The organism is Nonomuraea sp. NPDC049504 (assembly GCF_040676845.1).
Classification (GTDB): Bacteria; Actinomycetota; Actinomycetes; order Streptosporangiales; family Streptosporangiaceae; genus Nonomuraea; species Nonomuraea salmonea.
Genome location: NZ_JBFAPT010000024.1, coordinates 11,967 through 26,691, shown reverse-complemented (window position 1 = coordinate 26,691; position 14,725 = coordinate 11,967). Strand labels below are relative to the sequence as shown.

The 14,725-nt window shown below is 68.8% G+C and carries 19 protein-coding genes and 1 pseudogene; 8 read left to right on the top strand and 12 right to left on the bottom strand.

All coding sequences use genetic code 11. From position 1 onward, the window contains the following. Positions 1–2 precede the first annotated feature (2 nt). Positions 3–1,181 (bottom strand): MFS transporter, encoded by a 1,179-nt coding sequence (locus AB0K28_RS36820; protein WP_364379102.1) that lies wholly within the window; start codon positions 1,179–1,181, stop codon positions 3–5. A gap of 485 nt (positions 1,182–1,666) precedes the next feature. Between AB0K28_RS36820 and AB0K28_RS36815 the strand changes: the two genes are divergently transcribed. Both AB0K28_RS36815 and AB0K28_RS36810 read left to right on the top strand, forming a co-directional pair. Next, the gene (locus AB0K28_RS36815) at positions 1,667–2,317 is read left to right on the top strand and encodes a pyridoxamine 5'-phosphate oxidase family protein (RefSeq protein WP_364379099.1); all 651 of its coding nucleotides are present in this window, start codon (positions 1,667–1,669) and stop codon (positions 2,315–2,317) included. Between the two features lie 77 nt (positions 2,318–2,394). After that, a complete protein-coding gene (locus tag AB0K28_RS36810) occupies positions 2,395–2,757 on the top strand; it encodes a hypothetical protein (protein ID WP_364379096.1) in 363 nt (120 codons plus the stop codon). A 145-nt stretch (positions 2,758–2,902) separates the two neighbouring features. Here AB0K28_RS36810 and AB0K28_RS36805 read toward each other — a convergent pair whose 3' ends face one another. Then, entirely contained in the window at positions 2,903–3,268 is a 366-nt protein-coding gene (locus AB0K28_RS36805) for a DoxX family protein (RefSeq protein ID WP_364379093.1), read from the bottom strand. Positions 3,269–3,399: 131 nt separating this feature from the next. Between AB0K28_RS36805 and AB0K28_RS36800 the strand changes: the two genes are divergently transcribed. Continuing rightward, positions 3,400–3,777, top strand: a complete 378-nt coding sequence (locus AB0K28_RS36800; RefSeq protein ID WP_364379090.1) for a helix-turn-helix domain-containing protein — start codon at positions 3,400–3,402, stop codon at positions 3,775–3,777. A 128-nt stretch (positions 3,778–3,905) separates the two neighbouring features. Here AB0K28_RS36800 and AB0K28_RS36795 read toward each other — a convergent pair whose 3' ends face one another. Further along, positions 3,906–4,085, bottom strand: a complete 180-nt coding sequence (locus AB0K28_RS36795; protein WP_364379087.1) for a hypothetical protein — start codon at positions 4,083–4,085, stop codon at positions 3,906–3,908. A 114-nt stretch (positions 4,086–4,199) separates the two neighbouring features. On the opposite strand from AB0K28_RS36795, the gene AB0K28_RS36790 reads away from it, so the two are divergent. Then, positions 4,200–5,405, top strand: a complete 1,206-nt coding sequence (locus tag AB0K28_RS36790; protein ID WP_364379084.1) for a sensor histidine kinase — start codon at positions 4,200–4,202, stop codon at positions 5,403–5,405. After that, positions 5,402–6,028 (top strand): response regulator transcription factor, encoded by a 627-nt coding sequence (locus AB0K28_RS36785; protein ID WP_345408055.1) that lies wholly within the window; start codon positions 5,402–5,404, stop codon positions 6,026–6,028. The genes AB0K28_RS36790 and AB0K28_RS36785 overlap by 4 nt, the downstream gene beginning before the upstream one ends. Before the next feature lie 314 nt (positions 6,029–6,342). On the opposite strand, the gene AB0K28_RS36780 is transcribed toward AB0K28_RS36785, so the two are convergent. From AB0K28_RS36780 to AB0K28_RS36765, 4 genes are all read right to left on the bottom strand, one after another. Beyond that, positions 6,343–7,239, bottom strand: coding sequence for a class I SAM-dependent methyltransferase (locus AB0K28_RS36780; RefSeq protein ID WP_364379081.1), 897 nt, complete (start codon positions 7,237–7,239; stop codon positions 6,343–6,345). A gap of 332 nt (positions 7,240–7,571) precedes the next feature. After that, entirely contained in the window at positions 7,572–7,940 is a 369-nt protein-coding gene (locus AB0K28_RS36775; RefSeq protein WP_364379078.1) for a DUF1622 domain-containing protein, read from the bottom strand. Between the two features lie 28 nt (positions 7,941–7,968). Then, complete coding sequence (locus tag AB0K28_RS36770) at positions 7,969–8,244, bottom strand: hypothetical protein (RefSeq protein ID WP_364379075.1); 276 nt, start codon at positions 8,242–8,244, stop codon at positions 7,969–7,971. A gap of 73 nt (positions 8,245–8,317) precedes the next feature. Next, positions 8,318–9,538: a helix-turn-helix transcriptional regulator gene (locus AB0K28_RS36765; protein WP_364379532.1), complete on the bottom strand. Its 1,221-nt coding sequence runs from the start codon at positions 9,536–9,538 to the stop codon at positions 8,318–8,320. Here AB0K28_RS36765 and AB0K28_RS36760 point away from each other — a divergent pair. Continuing rightward, positions 9,467–9,964, top strand: coding sequence for a hypothetical protein (locus AB0K28_RS36760; RefSeq protein WP_364379541.1), 498 nt, complete (start codon positions 9,467–9,469; stop codon positions 9,962–9,964). The genes AB0K28_RS36765 and AB0K28_RS36760 overlap by 72 nt on opposite strands. A gap of 169 nt (positions 9,965–10,133) precedes the next feature. On the opposite strand, the pseudogene AB0K28_RS36755 reads toward AB0K28_RS36760, so the two are convergent. The 3 genes and pseudogenes from AB0K28_RS36755 to AB0K28_RS36745 form a co-directional block, all read right to left on the bottom strand. After that, positions 10,134–11,383 (bottom strand): annotated as a pseudogene (locus tag AB0K28_RS36755) (IS701 family transposase). A 261-nt stretch (positions 11,384–11,644) separates the two neighbouring features. Further along, positions 11,645–12,376: a hypothetical protein gene (locus AB0K28_RS36750; protein ID WP_364379072.1), complete on the bottom strand. Its 732-nt coding sequence runs from the start codon at positions 12,374–12,376 to the stop codon at positions 11,645–11,647. After that, the gene (locus tag AB0K28_RS36745) at positions 12,369–12,905 is read right to left on the bottom strand and encodes an RNA polymerase sigma factor (RefSeq protein ID WP_364379069.1); all 537 of its coding nucleotides are present in this window, start codon (positions 12,903–12,905) and stop codon (positions 12,369–12,371) included. Before AB0K28_RS36745 ends, AB0K28_RS36750 begins: the two co-directional genes overlap by 8 nt. A gap of 226 nt (positions 12,906–13,131) precedes the next feature. Here AB0K28_RS36745 and AB0K28_RS36740 point away from each other — a divergent pair, with 226 nt between their 5' ends. Beyond that, the gene (locus AB0K28_RS36740; protein WP_364379066.1) at positions 13,132–13,389 is read left to right on the top strand and encodes a hypothetical protein; all 258 of its coding nucleotides are present in this window, start codon (positions 13,132–13,134) and stop codon (positions 13,387–13,389) included. Here the strand turns inward: AB0K28_RS36740 and AB0K28_RS36735 are convergent. After that, on the bottom strand, positions 13,365–13,631 hold the full coding sequence (locus AB0K28_RS36735) for a hypothetical protein (protein ID WP_345408069.1): 267 nt from the start codon (positions 13,629–13,631) through the stop codon (positions 13,365–13,367). The two genes, AB0K28_RS36740 and AB0K28_RS36735, sit on opposite strands and share 25 nt — an antisense overlap. Before the next feature lie 182 nt (positions 13,632–13,813). On the opposite strand from AB0K28_RS36735, the gene AB0K28_RS36730 reads away from it, so the two are divergent. Beyond that, positions 13,814–13,954: a hypothetical protein gene (locus tag AB0K28_RS36730; RefSeq protein ID WP_364379063.1), complete on the top strand. Its 141-nt coding sequence runs from the start codon at positions 13,814–13,816 to the stop codon at positions 13,952–13,954. 116 nt (positions 13,955–14,070) lie between these two features. Here AB0K28_RS36730 and AB0K28_RS36725 read toward each other — a convergent pair whose 3' ends face one another. Further along, positions 14,071–14,472, bottom strand: a complete 402-nt coding sequence (locus AB0K28_RS36725) for a hypothetical protein (protein WP_364379060.1) — start codon at positions 14,470–14,472, stop codon at positions 14,071–14,073. Positions 14,473–14,725 lie beyond the last annotated feature (253 nt).

Genomic DNA, 14,725 nt, shown 5'->3' with positions numbered 1-14,725 from the left:
GCTCACGCGTGGGCCCGTACCGCGGTCAGGGTCAGGACGACGGCGAGCGCGGCGGTGACGGCCAGCAGGGCGAGGCCGAGTCCGTACGAGCCGAGCCGGCCGTAGATGAAGCCCATGACCAGCGGCGGCACGAACCCGCCCAGCCCGCCGGCCGCCCCCACCAGCCCGGTGACCGAGCCGACCTTGTCGGCCGGGGCGACCTGGGCGACGAGCGCGAACGTGGCGCCGCTGCCCGCGCCGAGCGCCGCCGCCATCGACAGGAACGCGACCGTGCCCACCGGCAGCAGCGGCGGAGTCAGGGCCTGGATCGCGGCCATGACGGCGACCACGGCGAACACCCCGGCCAGGACGCGGACGGGGCCGATCCGGTCCGACAGCCAGCCGCCGAGCGGCCGCATCAGCACCGCCAGCACGACGAACCCGGCCATCCGGTACGCGGCGTCCGCCTGCTCCAGGCCGTACCCGGTCTGCAGGTAGGCGGGCAGGTAGACGGAGAAGGCGACGTAGCCGCCGAACGCGACCGCGTACAGCAGGCAGGCCTGCCATGTGATCGGCAGCCGCGCGGTGGCCGCCAGGCGCGTCATCAGCGGCTGCCCGGGGATGCTGCGGCCCGGCGCGTCCCGCAGCACCAGCCACGACACGACCGCGTAGATCGCCAGCACGACCGCCGTGATGACGAACGGAGCCGCCGCGCCACCCCACTCGACCAGCCCGACCGTGGTCAGGGCGCTGACGGCGGTGCCGCCCATGCCCGCGCCGAAGATCCCCACGGCGAGGCCGCGCCGCTGTGGCGGGAACCACGCGTTGACGAACGGCACGCCGACGGCGAACGCGGTGCCCGCGATGCCGAGGAAGAACCCGCCGGCCAGCAGCGCCGCGAAAGACGTCTGGCCCGCCAGGCCGATGAACAGCACAGGGACGATGGTGACGGCCGACACCAGGGGGAACATCACCCGTCCGCCGTACCGGTCGGTCAGCGCGCCCACCGGGATCCGGCCCAGCGAGCCCACGATCACCGGCACCGCCACCAGGAGCGCCTGCTGCGGCGCCGAGAGGCCGAGCAGCTCCTTGAAACGCGGGCCCAGCGGGCTGAGCAGGGCCCAGGCCCAGAAGTTCACCGCGAACCCCACGGTCGCGAGGGACAGCATGAGCATCGCCTGCCGTCCGCCGGTCTCCGTCATCTCGCCCTCACCCTTCGACGTCGTTCGGTGACCCTCAGTCTCCGAGCCGCCCGTCTGCTCGTCCAGGCACCGCGCGGGGTCATCGCGGGACCCTGACGAAGGCGAGCGGGCACGGCGCGTGGTGCAGCAGCGCGTGGCTGACCGAGCTCCGGCGGGAGCGCTCGTACGGTCTCGGCGGGCGCGCCGGTGCCGTCGAACAGCTCAGCCCTTGGGCGAGCGGAGCACGATCACCGGCCGTTGGCCGCCCGCCACCAGGGGTCCAGCTGCTCGGCCTCTTTCTCCTCCGGCGCGGCCAGCAGCTCCATGACTGGGGTCATGAGCACAGTCCTCTTCTCGATGGGGTGCTCGGGTTCACCGCCATCCGACCCCAGCGCGAGGCCGGCGAACAGGGCCGGAAGTCCCTCCGGTCCGGCCGGCGATCAGGGACCAAAGGCCCTGTCGGCCGCGCCGTACGGATCGGTAACTTCTGACGCATGGAGAGCCTTATGAAGAATCCCGGCGATTTCGGACGTCGCATCACCCACCACCGCACCAAGCTGAGCTTCACGCTGGAGGAGGTGGCCGGTCGCGCGGACATGTCGCCCGGATACGTCCAGTACCTGGAGGACCACCTGGGCACCCCCGACAGGGATACGGTGACCCGGCTGGCCAAGGCGCTGGAGACCACGCCCGAGGACCTGCTGGGCGGCGGCTTCGACCGCCCGCCCGGCCGGGGCGCCACCGCCGGGCAGCCCGAACTGGAGCGCCTGGAGCCCGGGGAGTGCCTGCGCCTGATCGCGCCTGGTGGCATCGGTCGGGTGGCGTTCAACGGCTCGCACGGCCCGACGGTGCTGCCGGTGAACTACACGGTGCACGACGGCGCGATCGTCTTCCGCACCCAGCACGGCGGCCCCATGGACCAGGACCTGCGCACCGGCCTGAAAGGCGTGGAGATCAAGATCGGTTTCGAGGTGGACAGGATCGACGAGGCGCGCCGCGAGGGCTGGAGCGTCCTCGTCCAGGGCCCCGCCCACCACGTCACCGACGACGAGGCCCCGATCGACGCCGATGTCACCCCGTGGGCGGGCGGCGAACGCCACCTCTACATCCGCATCGTCCCCCACCAGGTCACCGGCCGCCGCATCCACGGCCTCTAGGGAGTGGGTCTGGCCCCACCCGGCCGTACGTACAGCCTCATACCGGACACACCCTCACCGTCCGTAACGTCGCCGGCATGACGAAGAACGCCTTCAAGTGCATCTACATCTACGGCGTGTTCAGCGCCCTCACCCTCGTGACGGTCGCCGTACTGACGATCATCGGCGACACCGCCAGCACCTTCATGTGGGTACGCGCGGTCATCCTCCTCGCCGTCGCCCCGCTCCTGCACCGCCTCCTCACCCGGGCTGAGGGAGGCTCGCGAACGAGCTTGGAACGCGTACGCACCATCACCACGATCATGCCGATCGCGATCGTCGGCGTGGACCTGATCCCCGGCCTCTGCCCGCCCTGGTACGCCACCATGCAGGGCCTGAGTGCCATCCCCCTCGTCGCGGTCGCCTTCCTGACCCGCGCCGCCCTCGCCGAACGTTCCTGACGTCTCGGTAGGGTCGACGGCGTGGCGGGGGGCCGGTCAGCCCACACGAGCGCGCCACCTCTGTCTGGCCCTGGACCACCCGTGACCAGCTCTCCTCATGCGGCGCAAGCGCTCGACGAGGTCGGGCCGGGACCGGGCGGACGGTTCAGAGCCACGTTGTGCCGAGCCAGGCGGTTGCCGCAGCGGCTGCCAGGAGGACGATGTTGAGTCCGATCAGCCGGGCCTCGCCGCGGGTCAGGTGGACTGCGATGCCTCCGACCTGGATCAGGACGAGGCCGACCGCTGCGGCGATGGCCAGCCAGGACGCGATCCCGGTCAGCGGCGGCAGGATCAGCCCGGCCGCGCCGAGGACTTCCAGCACTCCGATCAGGCGGACGAGCGGCATGGGAACGGTGTCGACCCAGCCCATCATCGGCTGAAGTCGCTCCTGGCTCTGCACGACCTTCTTGCCTCCGGCGTAGAGGTAGAAGAGGGCCAGAAGGACTGCGACGATCGTGTAGGAAATCTCCATGAAGGCACCTCGGAATAGGGTGACGCAGGGCTGGCTCAGGATGGTTACCAGTCGTAAGTAGCCTCATGATGCGTCACTATTGGATGCCTCACAAAAGGCACATACGTGTGCGTTGCGCACAGGGGGCTGTCATGTCGGAGTACGAGCACACCTGCATGATCCGAGGGGACGGAGGACGGACCATCCGCGCCATCCTCGACCGCATCTGCAACAAGTGGACGTTGCTGATCGTGGCGACCCTCGACCAGGGAAGCCTGCGCTTCACCGACCTGCACCAGCAAATCCCGGGGATCTCCCAGCGGATGCTGACCCTGACACTCCGGAACCTCGAACGCGATGGCCTGGTATCGCGGACGGTGCACGCCGAGGTTCCGCCACGGGTCGAATACGCGCTGACCCCCACCGGAAAGAGCCTCATTCCGCCCGCACTGGCCCTCGCCGGCTGGGCCATCGAACACGTCCCGCACATCGAGGCCAGCCGAGAGGCCTATCAGGCCCGAAACGTTTGACCCGCTGCCCCGCCTTCAGTTATCTGCCCTGGTGACCGCTGGCCGGTGGGCACCCCCAATGCGACGCTCGATCGCCGTGCCCGTGCCCCGCTATGACCGCGGGCGGCTGAGGTGGGCGGGGGGAGCCGCTATCCGCGGCCGGTGAACAGGCCGCGCACGACCCATAGGCCGCCGAGCACCACGGCGCCGGCGATGAGGAAGGTCATCATGGCCGTCTGGGCGACGCCGAGCAGGGCCAGCAGGCCGACGGTCAGGCCGTAGACGACGGACAGGGCGACGAGGATCCGTGCGGAGCGTTTCGCGTTCATGGCCGGTGAGTCTTCCCGAGCACGACGGCACGCGGACAGTCACCGGAGGACGGGACCCCGATTCCGACGACAGTCGGATACCGGGCGGAGGCATCGCCGGTCCATACTGGCGGGATGGCTGGCGGCACGCTCACAGCTCCGGTCGATCCCGGACGGGACGACTGGCACCGGACCGTTCCCGGCTGGCATCTCGCCTTCGCCGTGTTCGCCCTGCTCACCGCCGGTCTCGTCATCATCGGCGACGCCGGTCCGCCCACCGTCGAGCGGCCCGCCGCCCTGGTCATCCTCGCGCTGCTGTGCGGCTGGTACGCCGTCACCGGCGCCCGCGCACTCCACCGCACCCACGGCCGGCTGGGCGTCGTCTACCTGTGCGGCGCCCTCCCCCTGTCGGCGGCGCTGTGGGCGGCGGCGCCGTCCGGCCCGCTGATGTCGTTCATGCTGTACCCGCACATCTGGGCGCTGCTGCCGCTGCGCAGGGCCATCCCCGTGACGGTCGCGAGCGTGACGTCGATGGCCGCCGTCATGATCGTCCGCAGCGACGCGTACGGGCAGGAGCCGGCCTCGGTGCTCCTGATGGCGGCGGTGGCGCTGCTGACCGCACTCGTCCTCGGTGTCTGGATCACCCGGATCATCGAGCAGAGCCGGCAGCGGGCCAGGCTCGTCGAAGAGCTGGCCGCGGCGCGGACGGAGCTGGCCGAGGTCAGCAGGGAGGCCGGGGTGCTGGCCGAGCGGGAGCGGCTGGCCAGGGAGATCCACGACACGCTCGCGCAGGGCTTCACCAGCGTGCTGCTCCTGATCGAAGCCGCCAAGGCCGGCACCTGCGAACGCGACCAGGCCGCCCGCGGCCACCTCGACCAGGCCCGCCGCACCGCCATGGACAACCTGGCCGAGGCCAGGGCCCTGGTCGCCGCGCTGCCACCGCCCCAGCTCCGCGACTCCTCGCTCCCGGACGCGCTGCGCGGGCTCATCGAGCGGTTCGCGGCGGAGACGGCGCTCGACGCCGCCTTCACGGTGACCGGCACACCCCGCCGGCTCACCCCCAACGAGGAAGTGGTGCTGTTACGCGTCACCCAGGAAGCCCTGGCCAACGTGCGCAAGCACGCCTCCGGCGCGGCCCGGGTGGAGGGCATGCTGACGTACGAGGACACGGACGTGACCCTGAGCATCGGCGACGACGGCCACGGCTTCGACCACCGCGCACCCGGCGCCGGGTACGGCATCGGCGGCATGCGCGAGCGCGTCACCGAGATCGGCGGCACGCTGACCGTCGGCCCCAACCGGCCCTCGGGAACGCTCCTGCAGGTGGAGCTGCCGTCGTGACCGTACGCGTGCTCATCGTCGACGACCACCCCATCGTCCGGCAGGGCCTGTGCGCCGTGCTGGCCGCCCAGCAGGGCCTCTCGGTGGTCGCCGAGTGCGGCACCGGCGAGGAGGCGGTCGCGCTGGCGGCGGCCGTCGAGCCCGACGTGGTGCTGATGGACCTGCGGCTGCCCGGCATGGGCGGCGTCGAGGCGACCCGGCGGATCGTCGCGGCCGGGACCGCGAAGGCGATCGTCGTCCTCACCACCTACGACTCCGACGGCGACATCCTGCGCGCCGTCGCCGCGGGTGCGACCGGCTACCTGCTGAAGGACACCTCGGCGGAACAACTGGTCGCCGGCATCCGCACGGCCGCGACGGGCGGCACCGTGCTCGCCGCCCCGGTCGCCGCCAAGCTGGCCACCCGCATGCGCGGCGACGTTCCCTCCCTCACCAGCCGGGAGATCCAGGTGCTGGAGTGCGCCGCCCGGGGCCTGTCGAACCCGGAGACGGGCCGGGAGCTGTTCATCAGCGAGGCGACCGTGAAGAGCCACATGATGCGCATCTTCGACAAGCTCGGCGTCACCGACCGCACCGCCGCCGTCACCACCGCCATCGCCCGCGGCATCCTCACCCCGCCCTGACCCCCGCCTCCGGAACAGCGCTGAAAACGCCGAGGAAACCAGGTCGTGTGCGGGCTGTCCTCGCCGGCCGCGTTCGGCCGGCGGAGCGGCTGGCCGAGTGCTTCATCCGGCAGGACCGGCAACCCTGAACGGGCAGCCGTGCGTGGCTCGCTTGGAATGGTGGTGGCAGGCGTTCTGTGCCACGCACGAACGTCCGTGACGCTGTGGCGTTGTGGCAGACGGTCCAGCACTTCTGGCACCAGGTCTGCCAGGCGAGAGCGGGACCTTCCGAGGCCGGCCCTGTACGCCGGCCCCGGAAGGTCCGAAAGTTCGGCTCACCCGGGCAAAGGGCTGCCTGACGAGCTGGAGGTCATGTCGTCGAGGACGGTGTCGATGGGTGCGGCGGCGATGTGTTCGCTGGGCCTGGCAAGGAACACGTTGACGTGGTACTCGCCGGCGTCCTCCTTGCCGGCGGGGTCGAGCCCTTGCGCGGCGAGGCTGTCCAGGGCGAAGTCGCGTTCGCGGTCGTCGGCGAATCTTCGCTGGGGGAAGGTGGTGTCGTGCAGCTGTTCGGTGACGAGCCCGTGGCGGGCCAGTGTGTCGGCCACGGGAGTGAAATCGACGGTCCGCAGGCACAGTGCGGCGAACCACGGGCGCTGGCCGGGCAGGGTGCAGTCGAGCAGCCGGTCGATCGACCGGTCAGTGATGTAGCCGATGCCGCCGGTGACCGTGATCAGGTCGGCCTCGCTCACAGCCGCGGCCAGTTCGGGTGACGGGTCGTCGCACTCCATGTTCTCGATCAAACCTTCGTCCAGCAGGCCGACCTGGAGGCCGTACTCGACGGCCGGTGCGGAGGTGTCGATGCCGACCACCCGGGGAGGAGTGCGCCGGCGCCGGTCCTCGTAGAAGGCGCGGTCCGCATCGGCGAGTTCCTCGCTCGCCAGGCAGGCCATGTCCTCGTCGCGGTAGTGGTCGTAGAGGTGGTCGAGTGTGAGATCGCATTTCAGCAGAGCCGCATTCACTCCGTAGGAGCAGCACAGGTCCACCACGGTCGGGGTGTCGACGTCGAGGGCGTCGAGTACCTTGCGGAAGACGCGTTGTCCATGGTGGGGGACGGCATAGTCGAGGCTGCCGAGGCGATCGTAGTAGGGGCGGGGATCTGGCTGGTGGTAGATGTCGTTGAAGTCGGCCTTCATCAGTTTCTGGTCAGAGATCTGATTGTCGGCGCGCACATTCCGCCTTTCTGTACGGCACTATTTGCCAAGGACAGAGACAGCGCTCAACGTATCAGATCCGATACATCCCCTGGTGAGGCCCACGTCGACCACCGTTTCCCGCCTGACACCCGTCCGGCCAGGACCAGCCGAACGCGTTCCGCCACGTCGTGGATCGGCTCGACGTCGTGGCCAGGGGTGGACGACGGGATCTCGGCGACGATGTGGCCCACCTGGCGTCCGATCTCCTCGCCCTGCTCGTCGTCCCGGAATGGCCCCGGTGACCGGCCACGTCCACAACTCCGCCCGTGAGCTGCCCGGCCGGTGAGCACGGCGCCAGGATCCCCACCTCATGCCTGCCTCCTCCGCGCGGCTGGAGGCCCCTGCTGCCACGGCCACCGACCCTCCAGCTCCACCTCCAGCGAGAAGCTGAGAAACGTCCGCACCAAGACGATCACCGCGAGGACACCGACACTCGCGAACGTCGGGGAGATCGCGACCGTCCGGATGATGTCCGCCGCGACGAGGAACTCAAGCCCCAGCAAGATGGCCCGCCCAAGCCCCTCGCGATACCTCTGGTAGGCGTCATGAGCGGGATGCCGCAGCAGCAGCCGGTAGCCGAACCGGCAGGTCGCCACCAGCGCCCCCACCACGATGACGGCGACACCGGCCAGATCGACCGCCTGTCCGGCCATCTCGATGACGGGCTTCAGATCCATCGCGGGTCCTCGACCGGCTCGACGAGGCTCACCGTCCTACTGGGTTCTTCTCGCAGGCGAGCCGCGCACGCCGCGCTTCGACGGCGCAGGCAAAGTCGCGCGAGGGCAACATGTCTAGACGTTGGCGCTCAGCCCGGGTGACGGTGTCCCCGCCGTCCCCACCGTCCCCGCCGTCCGAGCCGTCCCAGCCGTCCGCGGCCACGCCGGTCACGAAGAGGTACGCCTGTCCGGCGGGAATGCCGAGCGCCGCGGCGCTCTCCGTGCAGTCGTGTCCCTGCGACACCAGCCGCAGCACCTGTTCCATCGTCGGCATCGCCACCCCCCGATGCGCGATGCCCGATTCCTAGGGATGCCTACGCCATTGACCGGTCAAGGATTCACCGCCGGCCGGTTCGCGGATCACCCGTGCCCCGCCGGTCGCCTGCCCGGCCGCCCCGGACATACCGGTCAGCACGCCGTCCTGTGCCGGCTCGGCGGGTGCGAGCATCTCCACGTCGGTCCCGCCGGGCAGCAAGGCGCCGGTGACGATGCGCCGGCGCAGTTCCCGCTCGGCCGACCGTTACGAGATCATCCAGCGTGAGGTGAGCGTGGAGCTGCTGCCCGGCATTCGGAAGCGGCCGGCGCTGCTGTGGTATTACGACCACCGGATGGGCCACCGCGAAATGACCGATGCCCCTTCCTGTGCCGGGCCTCATCTTCTCCGGAACCAGCCCCGCACAGTCGTCGCCTTTCCGAGAGCACCCAGTCACGCGGCAGATGCCGGATTGAGCCGAAGGCTCATAGCGTCCATCGAACAAAGCAATGCCGATCCCGGCAACGAAAAGGAGGCTGATCATGGCGAGGTGCGCTGCCCGATCCGCTCGGAGGTGGAAGCAGTGACACAGGCGGACCGCGATGATTTCGTGACCTATGACGAGTTCAACGGGCCGGACCTGGACCCCGCTCTGTGGAGGACGGTCAGCCTGCCGGTCCCAACGGGCGGCGAGCATACCGCGCAGGATCCGAACACACAGGTGGCCGTCGGCGGTGGTGTGGTGCGGGTGAGGATCCCCCGCTTTTCGGTGTCGAGCGACACGTTCCAGCCCGCCGACAGCGCGAAGTACTTCAAGCTCACGACGCGGCAGTTCGAGCTGCCGCCGGATTTCGGTCCGGGAGGCCACGCCGAGCTTGGGATACGCGTTGTAGAGGTGATAGCCGACGGTCCGCGGGCTGACGAACAACCGGGCGCCGATGTCCCGGTTGGACAGCCCCTTCGCGGCCAGCCGCACGACGTTGAGCTCCTGCGGGGTGAGGCGGTCGAGGAGATCCGGAGCGGCAGCTTGGGCCTGGCGCGCCTCGCCCGCGGCCCGCAGCTCTGCTCCCGCCCGCTCGGCCCATGGTTTGGCCCGGAGCCGTTCGAAGATTTCCAGGGCCGAGTGCAGTGGCTCACGCGCGTCGTTGCGGCGCCGGTCCCGTCGCAGCCACGTCTCATAAAGCAACTCGGTGCGCGCCCGCTCGAACGGCTGCGCCCGGTCCTCGCGATGTAGTTGTACGGCTCGCGCGTACAAACGTCCGGCCTCGGCACCATCGGCCAGAAGAGCCCGGCAGCGCAACTCCATGGCCTCGGCACAGGGGCGGCCGGCGACCTCGGCCCAGGCACCGAAGCGGGCGGCGGCATTCTTCGCCAGGTCCCGCCGACCGGCATGCACCGCCGCTTCGACCTGGTTGACCAGCGTATTCGTCAGATACATGGCGGGATCGTGCAGTGTCTCCGCCATCCGACGCACCACGGCCTCGTATCGGCCGAATCCCAGATCGAGCAGGTCCATCGCGTATCGGGACTCAATACCGCGCTCGGTCGGCTCGCCGACGAGCACATCACCGATCGCCTCCCGGCAGCCGGCCTCGTCCCCTTCGATCGCCGCCACGCACGCCAGCAGCCCCGACAGATGTGCCGCGAAGTGTGGCCGATCGGTATCCTCAGCGATCTTGAGCCCTTCTTCGGAGGCGGCCCGCGCATCGCGGTGCCGCCAAGAAGGAGGTGACCTCGGCCGAGGTGCAGACAAACCCGGGGCAGCAGCCCGATCACCCCAGTCGACCGGCAATGATCGAGGAGTTGTGTCAGCCCCGCCACCGCGTTCTCGAGGTCGCCGGCCCAAAGCGTCCAACGCCACCACCGATTACGGGACAGAGCCGTTGTTCTTACAGTCCCGATCAGGGCTGGGATCTGCGCTGGTAGTGGCAGCGTCGGGCGGTGGCTTGATGGCGGCGGCGCCACTGTGACCAGTGCAGGACATGGTGGACGGGGCGGTGCCGGGTGAGGATGAGGGCGGCCAGCAGCCGGCGGATCTCGGGCATGGTCAGGGGGATGTGCTCATCGCCGCAGGGAGGTTGGAGCGCTGCGAGGTCAGCGAGGAAGGCAAGGGCGAGCATGGCCAGGGTGATGTGCCGGTGCCAGGCAGTCCAGGTGCGCACCTGGTAATGGTCCAGCCCGACCTGGCCCTTGGACGCTTGGAAGGACTCCTCCACGGCCCAGCGGATACCGGCGATCTTCACCAGAGCCATGAGGGGCATGGGCGTGGGCGCGTAGCAGCGGTAGAAAGCCAGCTCGCCGGTGCTCAGGTTGCGGCGGATCAGCAGCCACCGGTACCCCTCGGCGGTGGCTTCGTCGATGCGCGCCCAGGCCCAGGCGTACCAGCGCGGACCTTTGGCGCCTTGGCCGGCGCGGTAGCGGTGCCAGTGCCGATCGGCCACGCCGGCGGCGATCTGGGCCGGGCTGTGATCGATCCCGTCCAGGTTGACGCGCTCCGGTTGCCGGCGATGGCCAGTACGTAGCCGACCTGGCGCTGTTCCAGCAGAAGGCGCAGATGAGGATCTTGGCCGTAAACTTCGTCACCGCTCACCCAGCGGGTCGACAATCCGGCCTCCAACGCGGCGGCGATCATTGCGGCGGCCAGGGTGGGCTTGGTGGCGAAGGTGGCCTCGTCGGGCACTCCGGCCGACCGGCAGCGGTCGGGGTCGGCCAGCCAGGGGTGTTCGGACAGGTAGAGCCGCCGGTCAAGCAGCGCGCGGCCCCGCGGGGTGGCGTAGGCCAGGAACACGCCGACCTGACTGTTTTCGATCCGTCCCGCGGTGCCGGTGTACTGCCGCTGCACCTCGGCCGAGCCGGCGCCCTTCTTCAGGAAGCCGGTCTCATCCACGATGAGCACGCCGTCGTGGCCGAGTTGGTCGATGACGTAGGCGCGTACGTCATCGCGGACGGCGTCGGCGTCCCAGCGGGCGCTGCGCAGCAGGCGCTGCATGGCCTGCGGGCCGGTCAGTCCGGCGTGCTCGGCCAGGTTCCAGCAGTTCTTGCGGTCGATGTCGGCCAGCAGGCCGCGCACGTATGCGGTGGCCGTGCGCCGGGGTTCGACTCGTCCGAAGTGGACGGCGATCCGGCTCATCAAGTCGTTGAAGGTGACCATCCAGCCTTCAGGGTCTACGCTGTCGGCCACGGCCATCACGCGATCTTCAGATGTCTTCACAAACTCCGAGTGATCACGTGGTGGCCGTCTTCATGCCACCTCAAAGCCCAAGATCGCTAAGTGTCAATGGAGTCCTAGGCAGCGCCGACCACTGGGTGCCCGATCATCGGGGCGACAAAGTGCCGGTCGTGAACATTGGGGACATGAACATCAGCAAGGCCGGTTTCGGCGCCTGGGCCGGAAGGTTCTGAGAAACAGCCCTTAATCCACGGATGAAACCGTGGGCGCGGCCGGGGCGTCGTACGCCGCGATCGACCAAGCCCCGGGACGCTTGCCGAGTTTGGCGGCCAGCCGGTCGGCTGTCTTCGGGTCGGAAAGGTCGTACCTCCCCTTGCATGCATCCTTGCGTGGGCACGAACCGCGTCCGCGCGCGACGGGGGCATCTGGGGGGAAGACCCAGATAGTGATTTGGTGATCGCGGCCGAGCCAACCCGGCTCGTGCGCCTTGTCCGCGAGCATGCTGAGCCCGCCGTCCGGGCCACATATGCCGCCGGCGCTGCTCGTTCCCTCATTGGTGAAGAAAATCGAGCCCGGCTTCTGGCAGAAGATCACGATCTTGATGTTTTCGCTCGTGGGACGGAAGCGGAGGCGCTCTTTTGTCGCCGACCGCGGCACCGTCGTTGCCGATAGACGGTTCAGCCCCTTATAGGAGCGTGGTGGCTCTTCGAAGGCCGGCGGGGTCGCGGGCGGGGCCAGCGGCGCGGGTTCGGGAATGCCGATCAGGTTCGACACCAGCATGGCCACTGTCATGACGACCGCCGCGGTGACGACGGCGGCGGTCGCCGTCCAGCCCCAGCCCCATTGTCGGCGCGGGCGGGGCTGACGTACCGCAGCCTTGCGGGCGATCAGCCGCGCACGGGCCCTGGCCACGGTCTCGGCTGAAGGCGGCGGTTCATCCGGGATCGCCTGGGCGAGCAGCGTGATCTCATCCATCGTGCGCCTCCTTTAGCGGGTTGACGTCGCCTAGTGCCTTGCGAAGCTGCTTGCGTGCCCGGTTGAGCCGGGACGCGACGGTGCCATAGGGGATTTTCAGGGCGGCTGCGACTTCCCGGTGGGTCAATTCGCCCAGCGCCACCAGCAGCACCACGTCCCGGTCGCCGCTGTTCAGACCGGCAAGCGCCCCCGCGAGCCTGCCAGTGAGCCTTCCAGCCGTGACACGCGTGAGCGTCGTGTCCTCGTGGCTTTGTGCCTCGCGTTCGGATGTCCGGCTCAGCGCTCTCCATCTGCGGATCTCGCTACGGCGGTGTCTCGAGATGAGCTTCGTGGCGATGCCGTACAGCCAAGGTCTGACCTCACCGCGCGAGGATTCATATCCCCCTCCGGCAGCGATGAGAAAGACCTCGCCCGCCAGGTCATCGGCGTCGTCTCTGGAAAGCCGCTGAGCGATGTAGCGATGGATCTCGGCGAAGTGCGCATCGAAGATCTGATCCAGGTCCAGTCCCAGATGGGTGGGAACGTTCATGCAAGCGGCCCCGTTGGCATTCGTGATTGGGTCACGCGCTGCTCTCCGTCCAATTCGACAAGGCGGTCACCCCTGATTGCCCGATGTGCCGGAAAGCTTTCACCATCCCTGCGAGGCATGCCGAACGGCAGCGTTGGGCTGATCGCGCCCCAAGAGGCCAACCTCATCACCACCGACGGACGGACGAGGGGCGCACTGCAGCGCCTGGCCCTGGCCAATTCCCTGTATGCACGCCCCCGATCTGCTCATCCAGCAGGTCGCCGCCGTCCTCGTCCACAGCGGGGTGCCGCCTGCCGAGCTCCACCTGGAGGAAGAGGAAGCCTTTTCCTGCGCACCGTCGCGCCCGAGGCCGCCCCGGCTGCTGGCCGCACTCTTGCTGACCCGGCACCGCTCGATCATGGACGTTCTGCACTGGTCAGATTGGCGCCGCCGTCACCAGACCACAGCCCGACGCTGCCACTACCAGCGCAGATCCCAGCCCTGATCGCGACCCGGGGTATGCGGATGGTGGCGAGCACTCGCCGGAACTGCGGGCTGTCGCCGTACTGACCCGGTGTCAGGACACAGCGCGCAACCGCCCACGAGCCCCAGCAGCACAATGGCCCCGGCGGCACCGCGGACATCGCCGACCACCGGCAGGTCCGCGCCTTGGGTGGCGGCGACGTAGATGGCGACGTTCACCCCCGCTACCACGGTGGTGAGGGCGTCCTTCCAGGTCAGTCTCATCGTGCCACCTCCTTTCACCCCTGAGCGTCCGCCGGGGCGACGACCGCGAGCAGGGCCGTTGGCCCCTGGCGGCGGGGCCGTTCGCCGGTGTCCGCAGGAGACGAGCCGCGCCACCATGGGGGCATCACTGTCAGGGGAGGCGAGCCGTCATGACTGGCAGGCGCATGATCATGGAAGTACCCGTGGACACGGAGCTACTGGCGCTCAAGAAGCGGGTGACGGCCCTGGAAGAGCAGGTCCGTACGCTGACGGCGGCCAGCCTCGCCCTCGTCCGCACCATGGAACACCTCCAGCGCACCGGCGACCGGATGAGCCCTTCATGACGGCTCAAGCGGAGGGTTGTGGTCGAGAGCCGTCGCTGCTGCCCCACGGACGCATACCGCATGCTCCGGTCGTACCTCACCCGAAGCGATCCGCGCGACGCCGAGACTTTACACATTCATCCTGTGGAGCGATCAGGCAACGCTTCGACCATTCTTCTCGCCGTGTCATCCCACTCAGCGCCAAGCGCCATACGCACATGCAGGAGGGCATCGATTCGCTTTTCGCCGAACATTCGCGGGCGAGATGACAAGGCAATCGCCTGCATACGTCTCCAGAGAATGTTCACTCCCAGCGCGGCCGCTTCTTCCATACTCTCTTCATCGCCAGCGAAATGCTGATGAAAGTTGATCCCGAAGTGAGGAATGACCCACGTGAAGACACAACCACCCTGCTGGTGCAGTCTTATATATGTGGCGCTATCGCATCGGATCGGTTGCACAGACGAAAGGCGGACCGGTCCAGCACTCGCCGGGTTACCCTCTTTGATCGCGTAGGGCGAATTGAACCAGAAACCCACTTGGCAGTAATCCCGGTGCCCGGCTGGGGTCTCAGGGCTACTTGCAGTGGATGGTGAGAGGAAGCGCACGCTTATCGACTTCTCCACGCCATCGTCCCACTCGCGTAGGGTATGAGTCCGGGTCCCGCTGCTGGGGTTGGGATCGACCTGGCATTTCATCGGACGAAGAGGTCCTTCCCGATATCTATCCCCATGGTGACGGACTTGCCCCAGAAGCTTGCGGCATTGGGGGCGGTTCCCCAGCTGTCCATCG

Bases quoted from the DNA above. Each gene is read 5' to 3' on its own strand.
- AB0K28_RS36745 (WP_364379069.1), bottom strand. From the start codon at position 12,905: ATGAACGTTCCCACCCATCTGGGACTGGACCTGGATCAGATCTTCGAT.
- AB0K28_RS36810 (WP_364379096.1), top strand. From the start codon at position 2,395: ATGACGAAGAACGCCTTCAAGTGCATCTACATCTACGGCGTGTTCAGC.
- AB0K28_RS36750 (WP_364379072.1), bottom strand. From the start codon at position 12,376: ATGGATGAGATCACGCTGCTCGCCCAGGCGATCCCGGATGAACCGCCG.
- AB0K28_RS36770 (WP_364379075.1), bottom strand. From the start codon at position 8,244: ATGGAACAGGTGCTGCGGCTGGTGTCGCAGGGACACGACTGCACGGAG.
- AB0K28_RS36775 (WP_364379078.1), bottom strand. From the start codon at position 7,940: ATGGATCTGAAGCCCGTCATCGAGATGGCCGGACAGGCGGTCGATCTG.
- AB0K28_RS36735 (WP_345408069.1), bottom strand. From the start codon at position 13,631: ATGAGACTGACCTGGAAGGACGCCCTCACCACCGTGGTAGCGGGGGTG.
- AB0K28_RS36800 (WP_364379090.1), top strand. From the start codon at position 3,400: ATGTCGGAGTACGAGCACACCTGCATGATCCGAGGGGACGGAGGACGG.
- AB0K28_RS36765 (WP_364379532.1), bottom strand. From the start codon at position 9,538: ATGGAGTTGCGCTGCCGGGCTCTTCTGGCCGATGGTGCCGAGGCCGGA.
- AB0K28_RS36815 (WP_364379099.1), top strand. From the start codon at position 1,667: ATGAAGAATCCCGGCGATTTCGGACGTCGCATCACCCACCACCGCACC.
- AB0K28_RS36805 (WP_364379093.1), bottom strand. From the start codon at position 3,268: ATGGAGATTTCCTACACGATCGTCGCAGTCCTTCTGGCCCTCTTCTAC.
- AB0K28_RS36740 (WP_364379066.1), top strand. From the start codon at position 13,132: ATGCACGCCCCCGATCTGCTCATCCAGCAGGTCGCCGCCGTCCTCGTC.
- AB0K28_RS36790 (WP_364379084.1), top strand. From the start codon at position 4,200: ATGGCTGGCGGCACGCTCACAGCTCCGGTCGATCCCGGACGGGACGAC.
- AB0K28_RS36795 (WP_364379087.1), bottom strand. From the start codon at position 4,085: ATGAACGCGAAACGCTCCGCACGGATCCTCGTCGCCCTGTCCGTCGTC.
- AB0K28_RS36820 (WP_364379102.1), bottom strand. From the start codon at position 1,181: ATGACGGAGACCGGCGGACGGCAGGCGATGCTCATGCTGTCCCTCGCG.